Source organism: Campylobacter volucris (genome assembly GCF_008011665.1).
In the GTDB taxonomy this organism is placed as follows: domain Bacteria; phylum Campylobacterota; class Campylobacteria; order Campylobacterales; family Campylobacteraceae; genus Campylobacter_D; species Campylobacter_D volucris_A.
Genome location: NZ_VOWJ01000013.1, coordinates 120932 through 142385 on the forward strand (window position 1 = coordinate 120932; position 21454 = coordinate 142385).

Sequence of the window (21454 nt, forward strand, 5' to 3'; positions counted from 1 at the left end):
TAAAGATATTAAAGATATAGAAAATCAAAAAAGTCAAAACAATAACCATATTGCAGAATTTGGTGAGAAAATTAAAGAAATTTCTAAAAAAAGTGCTGCTGTTAAAACAGAAAAAGAAGCGAACGCTTTAAAAATCGAAGAAGATATAGCTAAAGAGCAATTAGATGCGGCTAATGAAGAAATTGAAAGATTAGATAAAATTTTAGAAAACAAAGAAAAATTTAAACAAGAATTACGAGCAAAGAAAACTCAACTAGAAGAAGAAGTGGAAAAAATTGAAGTTGATACTAAGGCAGTTCTTGCAGATATAGAAAAAGAAAGATTAGAAATTTATGATAAAAAAGTAAAACTTGTTGGAGAAATTAATCAAAAAGTTTTAACTTTTTACGAAAAAATTAGAAAATGGGCACACAATAGTGCTGTAGTTCCTGTAAAAAAACATGCTTGTTATGGATGTTTTATGAGAATTTATGATAAAACTTATCTTGCGGTTTTAAAAGGTGATGAAATAGTTACTTGCCCACATTGTGGTAGAATTTTATATAAAGAAAAAGAAGAAAATCAAAATTGATTTTTTTTTATTATGCTCTTGCTGTAATACTTTATGTTATTACAGCACCTTTTTTACTAATTTTAAGTTTTTATAAAGACAAATATAAAATCTCTTTAAAATCTCGTTTTTTTCTTTACAAAAATTTAAAACAAGAATACGCAGATGTTCATTTTCATGGGTGTTCTTTTGGCGAGATAAAAAGTATGCGTTTTTTGTTTAATCATTTTAATAATTTTAGAATTTCTACTATCACAAACACAGGTTTTAGTGAAGCTTTAAAATATACATATAAAGTTAATTTTTTACCATTTGAAATTTTTATTCCTTTTTGGATGAAACCTTGTAAGGTGTTAGTGATATTTGAAGCTGAACTTTGGTTGATGTTAGTGTTTATGGCTAAATTTTTTAATGCAAAAGTTATTTTAATCAATGCTAGAATCAGCGATAGATCTTATTTTAAGTATAAAAAATTTAACTTTTTTTATAAAGTACTTTTTAAATATATCGATGAAGTATTTGCTCAAAGCTTAAAAGATAAAGAAAGGCTTCAAGATCTTGGTGCAAAAAATGTTATAGCATATAAAAATATTAAAATTATCAACAAAGACAAAAAAGATAAAAAATTTGAAAAATTAAAATCTAGATTGATAGTTCTTGCAAGCACTCATGAAAACGAAGAAAAAGCACTTCTTTCTAAAATCAAACTGGAACAAAACGATAAGCTAGTTCTTGCACCAAGACATCCTGAGCGTTTTGAGATGGTAGAGAAAATTTTATTAGATTTTTGTAAAATTAATGGTTATGGTATGCAAAAATTTTCACAACTTGATTTAAAATCAAATGATTTGCAAAGTGTTTTTTGCGAAAAATGTTTGTTGCTTGATTGTTTAGGTGAGCTTGAAAATTTTTATAGTATTAGCGATATTGTTTTTTTATGTGGTTCTTTTGAAAAAAATATTGGAGGACATAATCCAATCGAGGCTGCTAAATATGAAAATATTATTATTTCAGGAAAATATTTTTTTAATCAAGAAGCTTTGTATAATGAAGTTGAAAATATTTATATTTGTCAAAATTTAGATGAAATTAGAAACATTTTAACTCAAAAATTAACTTGTGCAAAAATTAAACATCAAGGTGATTTAATAGAGATTGTTCAAAGCATAAAAGAAGGTGTAAATGCAAGATAAAGCGTATAAATTATTAGCTATACAAGAAAAAATTTCTAATAATCAAGCAAAAGAGCTTATAGATAATGGTTGTGTTTTTGCAATGGGTAAAAAAGTGGTTATTGCTAGGGCTTTGATGAATGTAAAAACAAAATTTGTCGTTCATAAAATAAAAAAAGCAAAAATATTATTTGAAGATGATAATATCATTGCCTTAAATAAACCATTTGGACAAATTAGTGAAAATTTAGAAAATACTTTTAATGCAAAATTAATTAATAGACTCGATAAGGAAACAAGCGGAGTATTGCTTCTAAGTAAAAATGAAGATTTTAGATTAAAATGTATTAATGAATATAAAAAGCAAAATGTTTATAAAAGTTATTTAGCCATTGTAGATGGAGTGATAGCTGAAGAAATAGAAATTTGTGAAAAAATTTCTACTCATAAAGGTAGTAATGGAGCTTTTAGTAAAATTGATAAATTTGGTTTAGAGGCGATAACTTATGTTGAACCTTTGATGGTTAATGCTAAAAAAACACTGATTAAAGCCATTATAAAAACTGGTAGAACTCATCAAATTAGAGTGCATTTAAATCATATAAAACATGGTGTTATTGGTGATGAAAAATATGCTAAAAACATTTCATCAAGAATGTTTTTACATAGCTATGAAACAAAAATTTTTGATTATACTTTTAAAGCATTGCTGGATGAAAGCTTTAATGCGTATGGATTTGAAATAAAAAATTTAAATTTTTAAAGGCGTTTAAAGCTAAAAGAAAATATAATTAAATCTTAATTTAAAAAAAGGGAAAGAAGTGTTTGAGATAGTTAGCGAATCATTTAAATCTGCAGTAAATAAACTCCGTTTTATAGATGATGAAAAAGCCTTAAAAAACGCACTAGATACTTTAAAAAAAGCCCTTTTAAAAGCAGATATTCATCATAAAGTAACAAAAGAACTATTAAATTTAGTAGAAAACGATCTTAAAACAAATGGTATAGGCCAAAAACAATTCTTAGATTCTATAAAAAAGAATTTAGAAGATATACTTAGCGTTAAAGGTAAAAATCAAGGCTTTGTCTTTGCAGTTAAACCTCCGACTGTTGTGTTAATGTGTGGTTTACAAGGTGGTGGTAAAACTACTAGCACTGTAAAACTTGCTAATTATTTAAAATTAAGACATAAAAAAGTTTTAGTTGCTGCGTGTGATTTGCAAAGACTAGCAGCAGTTGAACAGCTTAGACAATTAACTCAAGCTAATGAAATTGATCTATTTTTTATTGAAAATGAAAATAATCCTATAAATGTGGCAAAACAAGCTTTAGAAAAAGCAAAAAATTCTATGTATGATGTTTTGCTTGTTGATACTGCTGGTCGTTTGGCAATTGATATAGCATTAATGGACGAATTAAAAGAAATAAAAAATATTTTAATTCCTGATGAAATTTTTTATGTTGCTGATGCAATGAGTGGTCAAGATGGAGTAAAGACAGCTATAACCTTTAATGAAATGCTAAATCTTACTGGAGTTATTTTAAGTAAATTTGATGCTGATACTAAAGGTGGTATTGCTTTAGGTATTGCAAGACAAATCAATGTGCCTTTAAGATTTATAGGTGTTGGTGAAAAAATTGCAGATTTGGAAATTTTCATTCCTGATAGAATTGTTAATCGTATTATGGGCGAAGGTGATTTGGCAACTTTGGCCGAAAAAACAGCTACAATTATAGATGAAAAAGAAGCTAAAATTTTGAATAAGAAAATCAAAAAAGGTGAATTTAATTTCAATGATTTTTTAAATCAAATGGAAAGCGTGAAAAAACTTGGAAGTATGAAATCAATTATTGGTATGATCCCAGGACTATCTTCTATGGCTAGTAGTATTAAAGATATTGATTTAGATAATTCTAAAGAAATTATACATATTAAAGCTATGATTTCTTCTATGACTCCAAAGGAAAGAGAAAATCCTGATTTATTAAATAATGCTAGAAAACGTCGTATAGCAGAAGGTGCAGGTTTATCTCAAATGCAAGTTAATCGTTTTTTAAAACAATTTAGTAATGCATCAAAGCTAGCCAAGAAATTTTCCAATAAAAAAGGAATGGAAAACTTTATGAATATGTTGACTCAAGCTAAACGACCTCAATAATTAAATTTTTTTTATGGATATATGAGCTAAAATATCTATAACAAAAATTTAATTTTTAGGAGTATTAAATGACAGTGATTAGACTTACAAAAATGGGCCGTAAAAAAAGACCATTTTATCGTATAGTTGTAACTGATAGTAGAAAAAGAAGAGATGGTAGCTGGATTGAAAGTATAGGTTATTATAATCCTATGGTTGAGCCTGAAGTGGTAAAATTTGATGCTGAGCGTTTAGCTTATTGGAAAAGCGTTGGTGCTAAATTAAGCGATAGAGTAGCTGCTATTACAAGTAAATAATATATGATTGAAAATTTTTTAAGAGAATATGCAAAATTAATTGTTGATTTTCCTGAAAAAATAAATATTATACGACAAAATTTAGAAAATGGTTTTGCTGAAATTGTTATTTATGTAGATCCTGTAGATACTGGTAAGCTTATAGGGAAAAATGGAAAATTAATTAATGCTATAAAAACAGTGATTATGGCTTATAAAGCCAAGGATGCTACATCTTATCGTATAACGGTAAAAGCTATTGAAGAATGATTTGGTTCAAGTTGCTAAACTTGGCAAAAGCGTTGGCTTAAAAGGTTATTTAAAATTACACAATTTAAGTGATTTTTTTAAGCAGTTTAAACAAGGTGCTAAATTTTTTGATATCAATCAAAAAATTTACACTATTAAAGATTTTGATCAAAATAAATCTTTAGTTTTATTTGAAAATTATGAAAATTTAGATTTGGCTAAAACTTTGACAAATACTATACTTTATCAAACCAAAGAATTTACAAAACAAAATTGCATTTTAGAAAAAGATGAATATTTTTATTTTGATATTATTGGATGTGAGATTATTGAAGATGATAAAAAAATAGGCATTGTTGAAGATATTTTAGAAAATGGCATAGGATTTTTATTTTTAGTTAAAAGTGAAGATGAGCTAATCAAACAATCTTTAGCAAAAAAATTTTATATTCCTTATGTGGATAAATACGTTCAAAAAATCGATATTGAAAATAAAAAAATTTTTACTAAACATGCTTTAGAATTGCTAGAAAATTCATGAATTTTTCTTTCGTAAGTCTTTTTCCGCAATTAATCAGTTTTTATTTTGAAAGTTCTATATTATCAAGGGCAAAAGATAAACAAATCCTCAAATTTAATTATATTAATCCTAGAGATTTTACTAAAAACAAACATTTAAAAGTAGATGATAAAAAAATAGGCGGTGGAGCTGGTCTTTTAATGCAAAATCAACCAATGTTTGATTGTTTAGAAAGTATCAAACAAAAAGATAACAAAGTTCATTTTATCTTTGTTTTGCCTTGTGGAAAGCCTTTTAAACAAATCGATGCTAAAAGACTCGCAAAAAAAGAACATATTTGTTTTGTTTGTAGTAGATATGAGGGTATTGATGAAAGGGTTGTAGAAAATTTTGCAAACGAGGTTTTTTCCATAGGAGATTTTATTCTCACCGGTGGAGAGCTTGCATCTTTGGCGATGTGTGATGCTATTAGTAGAAATATTCAAGATGTGTTAGGTAATTTTGAAAGTTTAAATGAAGAAAGTTTTGAAAATAATCTTTTAGAAGCCCCTTCTTTCTCAAAACCATTTATATATGAGCAAAATAATAAAAAATTTTATGTGCCTTCAGAGTTTTTAAAGGGAAATCACGCTAAAATCGCAACTTTAAAAACTACTATGGCGTCTTGCAAAACGAAGTTTTTTCGTCCTGATTTGTATCAAAAGCATGAACGCAAATTTTAAGGAATATCATTATGAAAAATAAATATATTGAGCAGTTTGAACAAAAACAAATTGAAGGTAAAAATGTTCCAGAATTTCGTGCTGGAGATACTTTAAAACTTGCTATTCGTATCAAAGAAGGCGATAAAACTAGAATTCAAAATTTTGAAGGTATTTGTATAGCTCGTAGAGGTAATGGTGTAGATGAAACTTTCATTGTTAGAAAAATTGGTGCTAACAATGTTGGAGTAGAAAGAATTTTCCCTATTTATAGTGAAAGTTTAGAAAGTATTACTGTTTTAAGAAGAGGTCGTGTTCGTCGCGCGAGATTATTTTATCTAAGAGATAGAAGAGGCAAAGCTGCCCGTATAAAAGAATTAAAGAAGTAGTTTTGAATTTTAGAAGTGCTCTCTATCAAGTTGTATCTTGGAATGAAGAATTTAAAGAAGGTGTAAATATTTCTAAAAAAATAGAAAATGAATATACCAAAGAAATTTGCATAAATATTTCAAAAGGTAGTTTTATGAAAGATCATAAAGCTCCTTTTGCTATTACAGTGCAAGTTTTAAAAGGATTGATTGATTTTAAAGTTGCAAGAGAGCAAGTTATACTTAAGGAATTAGATAGTATTAGCTTGAAAGCTAATGAAATGCATAATCTTTTAGCTTTAGAAAATTCCATTGTTCGTTTAACCCTATACAAGCATGATACTTTAGAGCGTGTCGAGAGCGTTTTAAAATCTTAGCGTATTTAGATTTTTTTATAATTTATGAAATGGACAAAAAATTCTTGGAAAAACCTTCAAATTAAACAGCAGCCTATTTATAAAGATAAAAATCGATTAGAACAAGTAATAAAAAAATTAGAAAAGCTTCCACCTTTGGTTTTCGCAGGTGAGGTTGATATGTTAAAAAAAGATTTAGCAAAGGTAGCTAAAAAAAAAGCCTTTTTGCTTCAAGGTGGTGATTGTGCTGAGAGTTTTATAAATTTTGGTGCTGATAATATTCGAGATATGTTTAAGGTTATGCTACAAATGGCTATAGTTTTAACCTTTGCAGGATCTTGTCCTATTGTAAAAGTAGGGCGTGTTGCAGGGCAATTTGCTAAACCTAGAAGTAGTGATTTTGAAGAGCAAAATGGGTTGAAACTTCCAAGCTATAGAGGTGATATTATCAATGGATTTGAATTTGATGAAAATTCAAGAGAACCTGATCCGCAAAGAATGCTTGAGGCTTATTATCAAAGTGCAACGACTTTAAATTTATTAAGAGCTTTTTCAAAAGGTGGTTTAGCTGATTTAAGGGTAGTGCATAAATGGAATTTAGGTTTTTTAAAAAAAGCTGAATTAGATAAAAAATATGAAGAACTTAGCGAAAAAATTACCCAAGCATTGGCTTTTATGCAAGCTTGTGGGATTATTGATTCTCCAAATTTATCTCAAACTTCTTTTTATACATCACATGAAGCCTTACTTTTACCATATGAAGAAGCTTTAACAAGGGTTGATAGTTTAAGTGGAAAAGTTTATGATTGTTCTGCACATATGCTATGGATAGGAGAAAGAACGAGAAATCCTAATGAAGCTCATGTGCATTTTTTAAGCGGGGTGCAAAATCCTATCGGTGTTAAAATAAGCTCTGAATTTGATCTTGATGAGATTAAAAAGCTTAGTTTTATGTTAAATCCAAATAACGATTTAGGTAAGTTGAATTTTATTATTCGTATGGGACATGATAAGATAGAAAAATCTTTGCCTAAATTATTTAAAGAATTAAAAAAAGAAGGATTAAATATATTATATAGCATTGATCCAATGCATGCAAATACAATAAAATCAGGCAATTTTAAAACAAGAGAATTTGATAAAATCATAAAAGAGTTACGCTTATTTTTTGAGATTGCTATGAGTGAGAATGTGTATCCTGGTGGAGTGCATTTGGAAATGACTGGGCAAAATGTCACCGAGTGTGTGGGTGGTAGTTTAAATATAACTCAAAAAGAGCTTTTTAAACGCTATGAGACACAATGTGATCCAAGATTAAATGCTGATCAAGCATTAGAATTGGCATTTTTGATAGCAGAATTACTTAAAAAAGCAAGATTAAATTGATGTGAAATTTTTAAAGGAACAAAATGTTGAAATTTTATGGTATAAAAAATTGTAATAGTGTAAAAAATGCTATTGAGTTTTTAAAATCAAAACAAATTGAATTTGAATTTTTAGATATAAAAAAATTAGATGAAAAAACTTTAGATTTTTGGCTTGGCAAAAGAGATGTTTTAGAATTTATAAATACAACTGGAATGACTGCTAGGAAATTAGGCATTAACAAAGAAAAGCTTCAGGAGTTAAGTCAAGATGAAATTAAAAATATGATTTTACAATCTCCAACAATTATAAAGCGTCCTCTGATTGTAAAAGATGATGAAATTTTCATAGCTAAAGAGTATGAAAGTTTTTAAATGCTAGAGTTTTTACTCTAGCATTTAGGAGTTTTTTAAAATTTATATTTAAAACCTACTTGACCGCTTACATAAGTTTCGTTTTTATTATCTGTTTTACCAGCTAATATTTGTTTAGCTCCAATACCAGCATTTAAGCTAAATTGCTCACTAATATCTACATTTCCGCCTATGATGATTTGTCCATAAGTTTTTTTCTTATCATTACCTTTGATGATAAAATTTGAATTTGATCCAACAAATCCAGCTACATAATCATCTCCATTGTTCATTATGTATTGTTCTATTTTTGGAGTGATAAATAAATATGATTTTTCATTCATATATTTTCTAAATTCAGCACCAAGTTCTAAAGATATGGAATTATTTGTCATACTTTGAACATCTTTTGCAAACATACCATTTTCTTTATAGCTTGGAGTGTATGCGTAGTAGTAATTTATACCAGCAAAAGGCTTGATGAATAATGATGATGAATTTGGATTAAAAATTCTACCGGCATTAGCACTTAAGCCAAAGAATTTACTATTGTAATCTGCTTTACTAGAATCACTTAGCATCACTACACTTTGATCTGTTGGAGAAATTTGCCCGTAAGCTCTTAGGTTGATTTCCCATTGATCGTTTGGATTAATTAAAGAATAAATACCAAATTGATAGTTATCTGATTTTTGTTCCATAACTCCATCTTTGATAGTTGAGTCAGCATAAGTAAAGTAAAAACCAAGCAAAGTATTATCATTGATTTTTCTATCAGCACCTAGTGTAAATCCATATAAAGCACCACTATCTCCATCTATGATATTTGCACCACCAAAAATATTACCCCAAAAGCTATTATTAAATGAAGAATTTCCATAATAATTATAAACATCGCTTGCTAGTGCTGCTATATGGGTTGTAGCAAATTTTTCTACTAAAGCTTTATCTTGATAAGGATTTGAAAGTTTTGCTATTCTTGTTCCAATGGCTAGGTCATTTGCTACACCTATAGATGAATTAACAGAAGAATTTTGAGCATTATTTACTATAGCTTTTGCACTTGCTTTTGTATTTGTAGTAAGTGTGTTTAGGTTTTTTCCTGTGGTATCTAGAGTGAGCGCTGCAACAGCATCATTGCTAAGTTTAGAATTTAAAATACTATTTAACATATTTACGGCTAGATTTTTATTTTCTAAGCTAATATCTTTCATATTTTCAACTAAATCATCAGCTTCTACTTTGCCGCCATTAGCCTCTATTTCTTGGATTTGTTGTTCTAATTTTTTAATTTGTTCTTGCAGTTCTTTTTCTGCTTGCGCTATGGCTTCAAGCATAGCATCATCGCCCATATATTCTGGTTTTTGGTAAGAGTTTTTGTTATATTCTTCATCGTACTTTATGTTGTTTTTTATATTCTCAAAAGTATCTAAAGCTTCTTTTCTAATATCAATTTCAGATTGTAATATTTTTGATAAATCTCTTACATTTTCATTGGCACCACCGCTAATTAAAAGACTTTTGCCATCATTAGAAACACTAAGTTTATAGTCTGTAAATTGAGCCAAATCAGTATCTTCAAAAAATACATTTTTTGGTAGTAAATTGCTTGTTTTAAGCATGCTTGTTATATCTTTAGTGTATAGTGCTGTTACTATGTTTTTATCTATATCTTGGTTAAAACTGCCTGTTGTTTTTATAGCTACATAGTTGTTTATACCTAAATTTGAAACACTATTTGTGCTTATGCCTATAGCTGAATCTTTTATATTTACATCTCCATCTACAGAGATTAAGCCATCTTTTTTATTTGCATCATATATACCAATAAAAGAATTATTTACATTTAAATTTCCTTGTATGTTCATATAGCCATCTTTTTCGCCATATCCATTCTATACATCTAAACTAGGTCTATCAATTTCTTCATATATATTGTCATTTGTTATAGGCGAACTTCCTTTTAAAATACATCACCTTTTATATTGAAATCTTTATTTGCAACTAAGGTGGCTCTATCAGAATTTAAAATGATTTTTTTGCTTCTAAATTAACACTGTATAATCGTATTTTGCTTCATTGGTTTCAGTGGCACCTACATCTATCCATTTATCTTCATCTCCAATAGTTAAAATACCACTTGTTTTGATATTAAATTCTTTTATAGGTTTATCGTGATTTTCTCCACCATAATATGATTGAATATCTGAAGGAGTTATTTTTAATTCTATATTTTCTTTAGAATCTAAACTCTAAATTCCATCTTTATAGTTGAAATAACTAGAAAAATTTCCATGATTTATTTCTTGAGCTAAAGCAGCACTGCTTAATAAAGCACTAATGCTAAATCCTACTAAAACTTTACTTGTGTAGTAAAAAAGTTCTATCAATTATCTCCTTAAATTTAAAATGAAAAAAGCATTATACCCCCCCCATAAATTTAATCTTAAAAATTAATAATTTTTTTATAAAAAATAAATTTTTATAATATGAGAATAGTTTATTAAAGATAGAATTAATCAAGCAAGATAAAATTTCGCAAAAGCTTCTTGCCATTTTGACTTAAAATGGCTTCTGGGTGAAATTGTACTCCGTAAATGTCGTGTTTTTTATGCTTTAAGGCCATTATGATACCATCTTTACTTTTGGCTAGAATTTTGCATTTTTTACCTATATCGCTAACATATAAAGAGTGATATAAACAGACTTGAAAATTTGTTTTTATGTTTTGAAAAAGAGGATTTAGTACAAAATCGATAGTTTTTATTTTGCCATGAGTTGGGTTTGAAAGTTTAGAAATTTTACCACCAAAAACATGTGCTATGCATTGATGTCCTAAGCAAATTCCAAGAATTTTTTTATCTTTTTTAAAGTATTTAATAGCTTTTAGACTAAGTTTTGATTCTTTAGGAGAATTAGGTCCTGGAGAAATGATTAGATGGGTAAAATTATATTTTTTAAGTTTTTTTGGGTGTTTGAATTTATCATTTTTAATGATTTTATATTTAACACCAAGTTCTTTAAGATAAAAGGCTATAGTATAGGTAAATGAATCATAATTATCTATAATTAAAACTTTCACAAAACCACCTTTTTCAAGCCTCTTACAGAATTGATAGCATAAATTTCTTTGGAATTTAAAAGTTCGTTTTTGCTGATATTTTTTTCTTGAATGAGTTTGTATTTTAAAAGTTTTTGTCTATAAATTCCATTTAAGCAGTTTTGAGTATAAGGGGTAAAATATTTATCATCAATTTTTACTATGATATTACTTCTTGAGCCCTCATATAAAATATTTTCTTTATCAAAAAAAGCCACATCGTAGCATAAATCTTTTTTCCATAAATATGAGTTTTTTTCATAAAGACTGCGTAAAGAGCTTTTGTGGTGAATTAAAAAATTGACTTTTAAGAGTTCATTGCTAAGGATTAATTTATCATTGATATTTTCTTTTATATCGCTAAATTCTAACTCATATAAACCATTTTTAAAAAGTTTTAATTTTATGATTTTTTCTCCTTGATGTTTAAAAGTGCTTTTAGTGAAAAAATAATTATTCTTAAAAATAAAGTCATTAAATTCTTGTAAAGATTTAAAGCGAATTTTTTTATCTTTTTTTGCTGTGAATTTAAAATCTTGCATGATTTTTTGAGTATCAAAGTGAAAAAATATGGCTGAATTTAAGAGTCTTTGCAAGTGTTCTTTAAAAAATAAAATTTTACCATCTTGGTAAAACATCGTTTCAAATAAATAAAAATCTGATTGTAAAATTTTACTTTTTAAGTGCAATTCTTCAAATTCATCTTCTTGTCTAGAATCCCATACAAGTCCGCTACCAACGCCATATCTATAAAAATTCTCGTTATTGTTTTTTTCTATGGTTCTAATTGCAACGCTAAATTTAGCTCTTTTTTTACGTATCAATCCTATAGCACCACAATAAATTCCTCGCTCTCTTTGCTCTAAATTTTTTATAAGTTCTATGGTTTCTAGTTTAGGAGCTCCTGTTATAGAACCACATGGAAAAAGAGCTTTAAAGATAGTGAAAAAATCCATATTGTTTTTTAATTTTCCACTAATTTTTGATATAAGTTGATGTAAAGTAGGATAGGTTTTTGTTGTAAAAAGTTTTGTTTTTTGAGTATTTTTTTTGATAATTTTTGATAAATCATTGCGTAATAAATCAACTATCATTACATTTTCACTAATGGTTTTTTCATCATTTTGTAAGAATTTTTTTAAATTTTCATCTTCTTTTAAATCCAAAGATCGTTTTATAGTTCCTTTCATAGGTTTGGTGCAAATGGTAGTATTTTTTATTTCAAAAAAAAGCTCTGGAGAAAATGAAGCAAGTTCTAAAAATTCATTTTTTATATATGCTTTAAATTCAGTATTTTGTTTAGGATAAAGACTAAGAAAAATTTCATATAAATTAAGATTTGATTTAAAGTGTAATTCTTGGGTTAGATTGACTTGGTAGCTTTGTCCTTTTGCTATGGCAGTTTTAACCTCATTGAAATTTTTAAAATATTTTTGTTGATTAAAATTTTGAGTAAAAATAGCACAAAAATCTAAATTTTGTTTTTCATGGGTAAATAAGGTTTTTTCTTCAAAAGCTAAAAAATATACAAAAGGTTCGGTGCTTGTGTAATTTTGATCTTCTAAATATTTATAAAATTCATATTTTATATACCCTAAAAAATAAAATTTATTTTTATTTTTCTCAATGATTTTAAAAATTTTTTTACTTTGTTTTTTATTGTAAGCTTTTAGACTAAAAGCTAAATTATGATAAATATAATCACCAAAAATTCCAAAATTCATTTTTTTACACTAAAACATATACCCAAATAGGTAAAGAAATAAAGGCAAAGACTATACCAAAAGCTACAGAACTTACGGCTAAATTTGCATCTAATTTTGCTTTCATAATCATCGCTGCAATTGGTGTTAGTGTAGGCATTGCTGATTCTAATATGGCTATATTTAGATTTGGATTAAAATTGAAATTAAAAATTTTTAAAAATATTAAAAAGATTAAAGGAGCTACAATCATTTTAGAAAAAATTACTATTATCGTGCTTTTATAAGAACTTGCAATGCTTAAAAATCCTAAATTTAATCCTATAGCAAAAAGAGCCACAGGTGTAGCACTTGCTCCAAGTATATGTAGTGGTTCAAAGATAAATTCTGGTAAGGTAAAAAATTTGCAAACTAGTCCTAAAAATAAAGCGATAAATGGAGGAAAAGCAAAAATTTTTTTTATAATTACAAAAAAATTTATCTTTTGATTGTTTGCAAAAGAGATTATGAATGGTGCTAGTAAAGCTACAGGTAAAACAGTAGCTAGCGCATCATAAAGTATAATTTCTCCTAAAAAATCACTTTGTGGGTAGATTCCTGTTAAGATAGGAATTCCTACAAATAAAGTATTTCCAAAACTAGCAAGTAAAAAAATACTCACTAATGTATTTTTACTAAAATTAAAATACATTGCTAAAAGTGTGCAGCAAAAGGCTGAAAAAAGAGTGCTAAATAATCCTAATAAAATCATAATAATCAAAGAAAAATCAAAATTTAAATGATAAATACGCTCAAAAATTAAGCAAGGTAGAGCAAAAACAATGACAAAATCAAGAAATGTTCTTGATTGTTTTTGTTTTAAAATTTTGATTTTTTTTGCAAAATAGCCAGTAAAAAGTAGGCAAAATATACCAAATAAAGAAGTATATATCATCTAAGTTAAAAAACTTTTGACTAGATTTTGAATGAGTAAATTCCACCCATCTACCAATACAAAAATAAGCAATTTAAAAGGCATGGAAATCATTACAGGTGGAAGCATCATCATACCCATAGCCATTAAAACCGAGCTTACTACCATATCAATAACTAAAAATGGCAAGAAAAGCAAAAAGCCTATTTCAAAAGCTGTCTTAAGCTCACTAATCATAAAAGCAGGTACTAAAACAGTTAAAGGAACATCATCTATGGTTTTTGGGTTTTCTAAATTTCTAATTCTGTAAAAAAGTGCTAGATCTTTTTCTCTAGTGTTTTTTAGCATAAAATCTTTAAAAGGTTTAACGCTTTTTTCAAAAGCTTCCTCGTAGCCAATTTTTTCAGCTATATAAGGCTTTACGCCTTCATTATATGCTTTGGTTGCAACGGGCTCCATAATAAAAAAGGTTAAAATCAAAGCCAAGGTAACTAAAATGGTATTTGGTGGCATAGTTTGGGTGCCAAGAGCAATTCTTAAAAAAGAAAACACTACTACAAGTCTTAAAAATGAAGTCATTACAAAAATAATAGTTGGAGCAAGTGCTAGTATAGTTAAAACTATGACAATATTTAAAGTAGTTACAAGTTGCTGAGGGTTATTGGCGCACTAAGGCTTAAATTCACCGTAGGTATGGTAACTTCTGCACTAAAAAGAGCTAAGCTTGATAAAAATAAAACCAGCAAAAACCTCAAATTTTTTCCTTAGAATAAAAATTTAAAGTATTATTCTAGCAATTTTACTCTTAAAAGAATTGAAAAATATTTTTTAAATTTATTAAAAAGATTGTTTTAAACATAAGCTATTTTGGTAATTTTTACTTTAGCTTGTTAAAATTGAGCAATAATTTTTACAAAAAAAGGTAAAACCATGAAAACTTCCATACTTATACTAGCAGCAGGGCTTGGAACTCGTATGAAGTCATCAAATCCAAAAGTTTTGCAAAAAATTTCTTCTAAACCTATGATTTTACATATTTTAAAACAAGCTTATAAAATTAGTGATGATGTTTGCATAGTGCTTTCTCATCAAAAAGAAAAAGTGGAGCAGATAGTTCGCGAGCATTTTCCACATACACGCTTTTTAGAGCAAGATTTGCAAAATTATCCAGGAACAGCAGGAGCTTTAAGAGGTTATGAAAGCAAATACGATAAGGTGTTGATTTTATGTGGTGATATGCCTTTGGTTAAATCTAGTGATTTAGAAAAAATAGCTTTTAATGAAAATGATTTTAGCGTGGCTGTTTTTGAAGCAAAAGATCCAAAAAGCTATGGAAGAATAGTTTTAAAAGAAGAAAAAATTGAAAAAATTGTAGAAACCAAAGATGCAAGCAAAGAAGAACTTGCTATAAAGATTTGCAATAGTGGAGTTTATGCGATTAAGACTCAAATTTTAAAAGAAGTTTTACCTTTAATAAAAAATAACAATAAAGCTAAAGAGTATTATTTAACCGATGCAGTATTTTTAGCTAAAGAAAAAGGATGTGTGGTTAATGCTGTGTTTGTTGATGAGCAAAATTTTATGGGTGTAAATGATAAAATCGAATTATCTTTAGCTCAAGATATCATGCAAGAAGAAATTAAAAAAGAATGGATGAAGCAAGGAGTGATTTTTCATATGCCTACTACGACTTTTATTTCAGATGAAGTTGAATTTATAGGTGAATGTGAAGTATATGAAAATGTTCGTATAGAAGGAAAATCAAAAATTATTAATTCTATCATTAAAAGCTCAAGTGTGATTGAAGATAGTATAGTAGAAAATAGCGATGTAGGACCTTTAGCACATTTGCGTCCAAAGTGTCGTTTAAAAAATACCCATATAGGAAATTTTGTAGAGTGTAAAAATGCTTTGTTAAATGGTGTAAAAGCTGGGCATTTAAGTTATTTGGGTGATTGTGAGATAGATGAGGGAAGTAATATAGGTTGTGGAAGTATTACTTGCAATTATGATGGAGCAAAAAAACACAAAACTAAAATAGGTAAAAATGTTTTTGTCGGCTCTGATACGCAATTTATTGCACCTGTAAATATTGAAGATGATGTGATTATAGCTGCTGGAAGCACGGTTTATAAAGATGTAAAAAAAGGTTCTTTGTATATAAATAGAGCTAAGGCTGAAATTAAAGAAGACTTTTTCTATCACAAATTAGGTAAAAAATGAAAACTATCTTGCTAGCAGTAAGTGGTAGTATAGCATTTTATAAGGCTTATGAGTTAATTTCTTTATGTAAAAAAGAAGGTTATGGGGTTAAAGTATTGCTTTCTAATGGAGCTTTGAAATTTTGCACTAAATTTAGCTTTGAAGCTTTAGTAGATGAAATTTTATATGAAGAAAATGAAAGTTGGCAAAATCAGAATAATCATATAGCTTTTAGCAAAGATTGTGATGCTATAATTTTTGCCCCTGCTAGTATAAATTCCATCAACAAACTTGCTAATGGTATAGCAGATAATTTATTTATCCAAACCTTAATAGCAGTGCAAAAACACAAACCTTTTTTAATAGCTCCTGCGGCTAATACAAATATGTATTTGCATTTTAGCACTCAAAAATCTTTGCAAATTCTTAAAGAAAATGATTATATCATTATTGATCCTGTGATAAAAAATTTAGCTTGCAAAGACTATGGTTTGGGCGCTTTAGCTGAAGTTGATACTATATTTTATGCTTTAAAAAGAGCTTTATTTAAAGATGATTTTTTTATAAATAAACAAATTGTTATAAGCGGTGGTGGAACTAAAGAAAAAATAGACGATGTTAGATGTATAAGTAATTTTTCAAGTGGTAAAATGGCAAAGGCTATTGCTGATGCTTTGTATTTTTTAGGAGCTAGGGTGGTTTTTTTAAGCTCTATTGAATTTGATGTTGCTTATGAGATAGAAACATTTAATTCTTCATCCCAGTTGAAAGAAAAATTACAAAAATATAAGCATTTTGATGCTTTAATCATGAGTGCAGCGGTGAGCGATTTTGTGCCAAAAATGTATTCTGGGAAAATCAAAAAGAGTGATTATTTGGATGGATTTGATTTAAAACTTTATCTTAATGAAGATATATTAAAAAATTTAGATTTTAATGGCAAAAAAATAGGTTTTAAAATGGAATTTGATGAGCAAAATGCTTTAAATAATGCCAAAAAATCTTTAGTAGAAAAAAGACTAGATATGGTATGTTTGAATGTTTTAAATGAAAATATGACTTTTGGAGATGATGAAAATTGTATTAGTTTTATTACCAAAGATAAAATTTATCAAAGTGAAAAAATGAGTAAAGAAAAACTAGCTTTTGTTTTGGTTTCTTATATGAAGGATTTGTGGTGAATATTATTAATTCAACTTTACCTATAAGAATGCAAATTTTAGAAAAAAAATCATACAATCGTTATGTTTTATTATTAAATACAAAAAAACTTGAAACAAAAAGCATGATAGAGCTTGAAGTAGGAGAGGAGTATTTAGCAGAAGTTTATGAGGATAAAGGTGTAATTTCTTTTAAAAATCTTTTAAAAAAACCTAATATAAAGCTTTTTGAAGAAGGAAATTTAATCATAGAAAAATTATTAGAACATGGAGATGAAAATTCTTGGTATAAAAACTACATTGTCAATAAAATCATAGAAAGTAAAAATGCATATGAGTATGAAATTTACAAAGAAATGTTTTTTGCTTTTTTTGAGGGAATTTATCATATACCTTTTGTGTATAGCTCAGAAAGGGCTTTGTTTGAGGCAAAAAAAAGTGGAAAAAATGTAGAAGTTTATTTGTATTTTGAGATTTTTGGTGCTTTAAAAATTTATATTAATGATGGTAAGGTTATACGCATACAAACTCCTTTTGCAAAAGTAGCGCAATTTTTACATGAGTATTTTAAATTTGAAGTCGTTTCTACTTTATCACCTTTGTTTGTGTTTAAAAGATTGATGGATATTAAAGGCTAAATATGAATGAATTAAAGCATTTAGCTGTGGTGATGGATGGTAATAGGAGATGGGCTAAAAAAAATGGACTTTTAGAAAAAGTCGGTTATGAACAAGGCGCTAAAACCATAGAAAAGATTATAGAAGTTTGCATAGAAGAAAAAATCAATCATCTTACACTTTATGCTTTTAGTACTGAAAATTGGCAAAGACCTAAAGAGGAGATTGAGTATTTATTTTGTTTATTAGATAGATATTTAGATGATGCATTGCCAAAATTTTTAGCCAATCATGTGCGTTTTAAGGCGATAGGAAATTTTGATTATTTAGATAAAAAAACGCTAGATAAGATTAATAAAGTTCAAAATCAAACCAAACACCACAATGCTTTAAATTTAAATTTAGCTATTTCTTATGGTGGAAAAGATGAAATAGTAAGAGCTGTAAAAAAAGTTATTGAAAAAAAACTTGAGATTAATGAGGAAAACATCCAAGCAAATTTAGATTTAAGCGAAGATGTGGATTTATTTTTAAGAGTAGGGTGCGCACAAAGAATTTCAAATTTTTTAATCTGGCAATCAAGTTATGCTGAAATTTATTTTAGCCAAACTTTATTTCCTGCTTTAACTAAAAAGGAATTTAAATCCATCATAAAAGAATTTAAAAAGTGCAAAAGAACCTTTGGTAAATGATATTTTTTATATTATTAGGGCTTTGTATAGGTTCGTTTATAAATGTGGTAATTTTTAGAAGTATTGCAAAACAAAGCATCATAAAACCTAGATCTCATTGTAATAAATGTGGTAAAACTTTAAAAATTTATCACCTAATCCCCGTTTTATCTTTTGTTTTTTTAAAAGGTAAATGTGCTTTTTGTAAAGAAAAAATTTCTTTTGTTTATCCTTTTAATGAGCTATGTTGCGCGATTTTATTTGCATTTTGCTTTTATTTTTTTGATCATTTACAAGCTTTACTTTTTGCTTTGATATTAAGTGTGTTTTTAATGCTTTCTTGGATGGATTATTATTTAAAAGCTGTGAGTGAAATTTGGCTTTGGGTTTTATTTGTTTTTGCATTTTTGTTTGATTTTTATAGTTATAAAGATGTATCTATTTTAAATTTGGAAGAACATTTTGTTTTTAAAATTTGTTTTGGTGCAGGATTTTTCTTTTTACTAAAAAGTTTTATTAATTTTATAAAAAATTTTAAAGAAAGAGATGAAATTTTAGAAAGTTTAGGCGAGGGTGATGTTATAATTATAGCTTTGATTTTTGGAATTTTTGGTTATGAAAAAGCTTTTTGGATATTATTTATAGCATCTGTTTTAAGTTTAATCTTGTTTGTAAAAATAGCAAAAAAAGACTATCAAATGCCTATGATTCCTTTTTTGTTTATAGCTATTTTAGTGCATTTTGGCGTAGAAAGAGTGATATGAAATTAGTTTATAAGTATTTATTGAATCAATTTTTAAATACAATGCTGTCTTTATTTTTTACCTTATTTACTATAGTTTCTATTGTATTTTTTATCCAACTTGCAAAAATTACTTCTTATATAGAAATCACTCTTTTAGAGCTTTTTCAATTATATATTTATTTGTTGCCAAAGACTTTAGCTTTTACTTTGCCGATTTCTTTTTTTATAGCTTTAACTTTAAGTTTTTATAGATTATCAAGAGAAAATGAAAGCATTGTTTTGTTTGCTTTGGGAATTTCTCCTAAGGTTATTGCAAAATTTTTTATGAAAATTGCTGCTTTACTTAGTGCTTTTATGTTGCTTGTAGTTTGGATTTTTATACCTATATCTTTTGAACTTTTTGATAATTTTGTAGATTATAAAAAAATTAGTACAAAAGTCAGCATTAAAACAGGTGAGTTTGGACAAAGATATGGAGAATGGCTTGTATTTATAGATGAAAAAGATGACAATGGGGTTTATAAAAATATCATCATGTATCATCCTAAAAAAAGTGCTCAAGATAAAGAACAAGCTATATTAGCCAAAGAAGGAAAGCTAGAAAGTAATGAAGGGATTATTTCTTTTAGTTTGAAAGAGGGTAAAGCTTATGAGATTAAAGATGATAATTGGCATATTTCAAGTTTTAAAAATTTACTTATTACAAGCAAAGTTTATACTAAAGATTTAAATACTAAAAATTTTTATGATTATTGGTCTGATTTAAATACCAACAAAGACAAAGCAAAAGAATTTGTTATATATACTCTTATAGCTTTATTTCCTCTTAGTAGTACATTGTTTGCACTTTCTTTTGGGATAGTAACTTATCGTTATGAAAAAGGTTTTGCTTATTTTGGAATTTTTGTAGTGATTTTTTCATATTTTAGTTTGTTAATTAGTTTTTATAAACCTCCTTTGGTAGCAGTAGGGGTGATTTTTGTAAGCTTTTTATTGCTTTCAATGTTTTATTTCAGTAAAAAAATTGCAAATAAATATTAATGCTTATAAAATTAACTTTTTCTTATGATGGCTCTAAATTTCAAGGTTCAGCAAGCCAGCCTCATGGAAAAAGCGTGCAAGATGAGCTTTCTTGTGCGCTTAGTCATCTTGGCATTTATGAAAAAGTTTTATTTGCTTCAAGAACTGACAAAGGAGTGCATGCTAGCAAAGCTATAGCTAGTGTTAAAATCAAAGATCATTTTCAAGATTTGACTTATCTAAAAAATAAAATCAATCATTTTGCAAAACCCTTTATTTATATAAAACAAATACAAAAAATGCATGAAGATTTTCAAGTGCGTTTTGATGTCAAAAAACGAGCTTATCGTTATATACTTTTTCATGGAAAATATAATCCTTTGCTTGCTTCTTATGTGCATTTTTATCCAAAAATAGATCTTAAATTAGCTTTGGAATTAGCCAAGTTGTTTCAAGGGGAGCATGATTTTAAATTTTTTCAAAAAGAAGGCTCGGATAATAAAACCACTATAAGAAAAATTTACACAAGCAAAGTCTATACTTATAAAGATTTTACTATATTTTATTTTGAAGCTAATGGATTTTTAAGATCGCAAATTAGAATGATGATGGCAAGTATTTTAAAAGTATTAGAAGGTAAAATAAGCAAAGATCAGCTTTTAGAGCAAATTTATACAGAAAAAATTTACAATCGTTTTTTAGCTCCTGCAAGTGGCTTGTATTTGAGTAGAATTATTTATTAAAACTTTCTAAATTTAATAAAGCTTGTTTAATAAAAACTCCTCCTGTGTATCCACCTATGTGGTTTTTAGCAATGACTCTATGGCAAGGTATAAAAATGGCTAGTTTGTTTTTAGCATTTGCATTACCCACGGCTCTATAAGATTTTGGATTTTTTATCATGATTGCTATTTCTTGATAAGTTTTTGTTTGACCATAAGGAATGCTTAATAAAGCTTTATAGACTTTTCTTTCAAATTCGCTTCCTTGTATAAGCAAAGGAGTTTTAAAAACAAAAAGTTTTTTAGCAAAATATAAATCAAGTTCTTTTTGGGCTAAATTTAAAATGGGACAATTTTGATTTTTAAAATTTATTTTTTGATTTGTGAAATCAAGATTTATAAGTTTTTTAGAATCACTTGTTAATGTAATATATCCAATATCACAAGAATAGATACTTTGATGCATATTTTAACCTTTATTTTAAAATAATTAATTGTTATTAAAGCAAAAATTTAGTTAAAATAGCACTATA

Annotated in this window: 24 protein-coding genes and 2 pseudogenes; 19 read left to right on the forward strand and 7 right to left on the reverse strand. The window is 27.3% G+C overall.

Going from position 1 to position 21454, the window contains the following annotated elements:
- Positions 1–7 precede the first annotated feature (7 nt).
- From FPD38_RS01385 to FPD38_RS01440, 12 genes and pseudogenes are all read left to right on the forward strand, one after another.
- Positions 8–571 (forward strand): annotated as a pseudogene (locus FPD38_RS01385) (zinc ribbon domain-containing protein); the annotation flags it as partial.
- Positions 568–1743 carry a lipid IV(A) 3-deoxy-D-manno-octulosonic acid transferase gene (waaA, locus tag FPD38_RS01390; RefSeq protein WP_147555010.1) on the forward strand — a complete coding sequence of 392 codons (1176 nt, stop codon included), beginning with the start codon at positions 568–570 and terminating at the stop codon, positions 1741–1743. The pseudogene FPD38_RS01385 and the gene waaA, both read left to right, overlap by 4 nt.
- The gene (locus FPD38_RS01395; protein ID WP_147555011.1) at positions 1733–2485 is read left to right on the forward strand and encodes a pseudouridine synthase family protein; all 753 of its coding nucleotides are present in this window, start codon (positions 1733–1735) and stop codon (positions 2483–2485) included. The genes waaA and FPD38_RS01395 overlap by 11 nt, the downstream gene beginning before the upstream one ends.
- A gap of 58 nt (positions 2486–2543) precedes the next feature.
- Complete coding sequence (ffh, locus tag FPD38_RS01400; protein ID WP_147555012.1) at positions 2544–3881, forward strand: signal recognition particle protein; 1338 nt, start codon at positions 2544–2546, stop codon at positions 3879–3881.
- Between the two features lie 68 nt (positions 3882–3949).
- A complete protein-coding gene (gene rpsP, locus FPD38_RS01405) occupies positions 3950–4177 on the forward strand; it encodes a 30S ribosomal protein S16 (RefSeq protein ID WP_012661702.1) in 228 nt (75 codons plus the stop codon).
- A gap of 3 nt (positions 4178–4180) precedes the next feature.
- Positions 4181–4426, forward strand: coding sequence for a KH domain-containing protein (locus FPD38_RS01410; RefSeq protein WP_147555013.1), 246 nt, complete (start codon positions 4181–4183; stop codon positions 4424–4426).
- Positions 4416–4946 carry a ribosome maturation factor RimM gene (gene rimM, locus FPD38_RS01415; protein ID WP_147555014.1) on the forward strand — a complete coding sequence of 177 codons (531 nt, stop codon included), beginning with the start codon at positions 4416–4418 and terminating at the stop codon, positions 4944–4946. Before FPD38_RS01410 ends, rimM begins: the two co-directional genes overlap by 11 nt.
- Positions 4943–5647, forward strand: a complete 705-nt coding sequence (gene trmD, locus FPD38_RS01420; RefSeq protein WP_147555015.1) for a tRNA (guanosine(37)-N1)-methyltransferase TrmD — start codon at positions 4943–4945, stop codon at positions 5645–5647. The genes rimM and trmD overlap by 4 nt, the downstream gene beginning before the upstream one ends.
- 11 nt (positions 5648–5658) lie before the next feature.
- Positions 5659–6015 carry a 50S ribosomal protein L19 gene (rplS, locus tag FPD38_RS01425; RefSeq protein ID WP_147555016.1) on the forward strand — a complete coding sequence of 119 codons (357 nt, stop codon included), beginning with the start codon at positions 5659–5661 and terminating at the stop codon, positions 6013–6015.
- Between the two features lie 2 nt (positions 6016–6017).
- A complete protein-coding gene (locus tag FPD38_RS01430; protein ID WP_147555017.1) occupies positions 6018–6371 on the forward strand; it encodes a cupin domain-containing protein in 354 nt (117 codons plus the stop codon).
- Positions 6372–6395: 24 nt separating this feature from the next.
- Complete coding sequence (locus FPD38_RS01435) at positions 6396–7736, forward strand: class II 3-deoxy-7-phosphoheptulonate synthase (protein WP_147555018.1); 1341 nt, start codon at positions 6396–6398, stop codon at positions 7734–7736.
- Between the two features lie 26 nt (positions 7737–7762).
- Entirely contained in the window at positions 7763–8089 is a 327-nt protein-coding gene (locus tag FPD38_RS01440; RefSeq protein ID WP_187153080.1) for an arsenate reductase family protein, read from the forward strand.
- A gap of 35 nt (positions 8090–8124) precedes the next feature.
- On the opposite strand, the gene FPD38_RS01445 is transcribed toward FPD38_RS01440, so the two are convergent.
- The 6 genes and pseudogenes from FPD38_RS01445 to fliP all read right to left on the reverse strand — a co-directional run bounded on the left by FPD38_RS01445 (position 8125) and on the right by fliP (position 14539).
- The gene (locus FPD38_RS01445) at positions 8125–9936 is read right to left on the reverse strand and encodes an autotransporter domain-containing protein (protein ID WP_147555020.1); all 1812 of its coding nucleotides are present in this window, start codon (positions 9934–9936) and stop codon (positions 8125–8127) included.
- 384 nt (positions 9937–10320) lie between these two features.
- Entirely contained in the window at positions 10321–10458 is a 138-nt protein-coding gene (locus tag FPD38_RS08115; protein ID WP_187153072.1) for a hypothetical protein, read from the reverse strand.
- Between the two features lie 125 nt (positions 10459–10583).
- Positions 10584–11150 (reverse strand): anthranilate synthase component II, encoded by a 567-nt coding sequence (locus tag FPD38_RS01450; protein ID WP_147555021.1) that lies wholly within the window; start codon positions 11148–11150, stop codon positions 10584–10586.
- Positions 11147–12892, reverse strand: coding sequence for a bifunctional chorismate-binding protein/class IV aminotransferase (locus FPD38_RS01455; protein ID WP_147555022.1), 1746 nt, complete (start codon positions 12890–12892; stop codon positions 11147–11149). Before FPD38_RS01455 ends, FPD38_RS01450 begins: the two co-directional genes overlap by 4 nt.
- 4 nt (positions 12893–12896) lie before the next feature.
- The gene (locus FPD38_RS01460; protein WP_147555023.1) at positions 12897–13805 is read right to left on the reverse strand and encodes an AEC family transporter; all 909 of its coding nucleotides are present in this window, start codon (positions 13803–13805) and stop codon (positions 12897–12899) included.
- Positions 13806–14539, reverse strand: a pseudogene (fliP, locus tag FPD38_RS01465) (flagellar type III secretion system pore protein FliP).
- A gap of 175 nt (positions 14540–14714) precedes the next feature.
- Here fliP and glmU point away from each other — a divergent pair.
- The 7 genes from glmU to truA are packed head-to-tail and all read left to right on the forward strand — an operon-like array spanning position 14715 to position 20942.
- Positions 14715–16007, forward strand: coding sequence for a bifunctional UDP-N-acetylglucosamine diphosphorylase/glucosamine-1-phosphate N-acetyltransferase GlmU (gene glmU / locus FPD38_RS01470; protein WP_147555024.1), 1293 nt, complete (start codon positions 14715–14717; stop codon positions 16005–16007).
- Positions 16004–17167 (forward strand): bifunctional phosphopantothenoylcysteine decarboxylase/phosphopantothenate--cysteine ligase CoaBC, encoded by a 1164-nt coding sequence (coaBC, locus tag FPD38_RS01475; RefSeq protein WP_147555025.1) that lies wholly within the window; start codon positions 16004–16006, stop codon positions 17165–17167. The genes glmU and coaBC overlap by 4 nt, the downstream gene beginning before the upstream one ends.
- Complete coding sequence (locus FPD38_RS01480; RefSeq protein WP_187153073.1) at positions 17164–17784, forward strand: hypothetical protein; 621 nt, start codon at positions 17164–17166, stop codon at positions 17782–17784. Before coaBC ends, FPD38_RS01480 begins: the two co-directional genes overlap by 4 nt.
- 2 nt (positions 17785–17786) lie before the next feature.
- On the forward strand, positions 17787–18455 hold the full coding sequence (gene uppS, locus FPD38_RS01485) for a polyprenyl diphosphate synthase (RefSeq protein WP_147555027.1): 669 nt from the start codon (positions 17787–17789) through the stop codon (positions 18453–18455).
- A complete protein-coding gene (locus FPD38_RS01490; RefSeq protein ID WP_147555028.1) occupies positions 18452–19198 on the forward strand; it encodes a prepilin peptidase in 747 nt (248 codons plus the stop codon). The genes uppS and FPD38_RS01490 overlap by 4 nt, the downstream gene beginning before the upstream one ends.
- Positions 19195–20220, forward strand: a complete 1026-nt coding sequence (locus FPD38_RS01495) for an LptF/LptG family permease (RefSeq protein ID WP_147555029.1) — start codon at positions 19195–19197, stop codon at positions 20218–20220. The genes FPD38_RS01490 and FPD38_RS01495 overlap by 4 nt, the downstream gene beginning before the upstream one ends.
- On the forward strand, positions 20220–20942 hold the full coding sequence (gene truA / locus FPD38_RS01500; RefSeq protein ID WP_147555030.1) for a tRNA pseudouridine(38-40) synthase TruA: 723 nt from the start codon (positions 20220–20222) through the stop codon (positions 20940–20942). Before FPD38_RS01495 ends, truA begins: the two co-directional genes overlap by 1 nt.
- Here the strand turns inward: truA and FPD38_RS01505 are convergent.
- The gene (locus tag FPD38_RS01505) at positions 20932–21387 is read right to left on the reverse strand and encodes a methylated-DNA--[protein]-cysteine S-methyltransferase (RefSeq protein ID WP_147555031.1); all 456 of its coding nucleotides are present in this window, start codon (positions 21385–21387) and stop codon (positions 20932–20934) included. The genes truA and FPD38_RS01505 overlap by 11 nt on opposite strands.
- Positions 21388–21454 lie beyond the last annotated feature (67 nt).

Coding starts and splice junctions, on each gene's coding strand:
- glmU (WP_147555024.1), top strand. CDS start 14,715: ATGAAAACTTCCATACTTATACTAGCAGCAGGGCTTGGAACTCGTATG.
- coaBC (WP_147555025.1), top strand. CDS start 16,004: ATGAAAACTATCTTGCTAGCAGTAAGTGGTAGTATAGCATTTTATAAG.
- FPD38_RS01495 (WP_147555029.1), top strand. CDS start 19,195: ATGAAATTAGTTTATAAGTATTTATTGAATCAATTTTTAAATACAATG.
- rpsP (WP_012661702.1), top strand. CDS start 3,950: ATGACAGTGATTAGACTTACAAAAATGGGCCGTAAAAAAAGACCATTT.
- FPD38_RS01410 (WP_147555013.1), top strand. CDS start 4,181: ATGATTGAAAATTTTTTAAGAGAATATGCAAAATTAATTGTTGATTTT.
- trmD (WP_147555015.1), top strand. CDS start 4,943: ATGAATTTTTCTTTCGTAAGTCTTTTTCCGCAATTAATCAGTTTTTAT.
- uppS (WP_147555027.1), top strand. CDS start 17,787: ATGAATGAATTAAAGCATTTAGCTGTGGTGATGGATGGTAATAGGAGA.
- FPD38_RS01490 (WP_147555028.1), top strand. CDS start 18,452: ATGATATTTTTTATATTATTAGGGCTTTGTATAGGTTCGTTTATAAAT.
- rplS (WP_147555016.1), top strand. CDS start 5,659: ATGAAAAATAAATATATTGAGCAGTTTGAACAAAAACAAATTGAAGGT.
- FPD38_RS01395 (WP_147555011.1), top strand. CDS start 1,733: ATGCAAGATAAAGCGTATAAATTATTAGCTATACAAGAAAAAATTTCT.
- FPD38_RS01505 (WP_147555031.1), bottom strand. CDS start 21,387: ATGCATCAAAGTATCTATTCTTGTGATATTGGATATATTACATTAACA.
- FPD38_RS01455 (WP_147555022.1), bottom strand. CDS start 12,892: ATGAATTTTGGAATTTTTGGTGATTATATTTATCATAATTTAGCTTTT.
- truA (WP_147555030.1), top strand. CDS start 20,220: ATGCTTATAAAATTAACTTTTTCTTATGATGGCTCTAAATTTCAAGGT.
- FPD38_RS01460 (WP_147555023.1), bottom strand. CDS start 13,805: ATGATATATACTTCTTTATTTGGTATATTTTGCCTACTTTTTACTGGC.
- FPD38_RS01435 (WP_147555018.1), top strand. CDS start 6,396: ATGAAATGGACAAAAAATTCTTGGAAAAACCTTCAAATTAAACAGCAG.
- FPD38_RS01445 (WP_147555020.1), bottom strand. CDS start 9,936: ATGAACATACAAGGAAATTTAAATGTAAATAATTCTTTTATTGGTATA.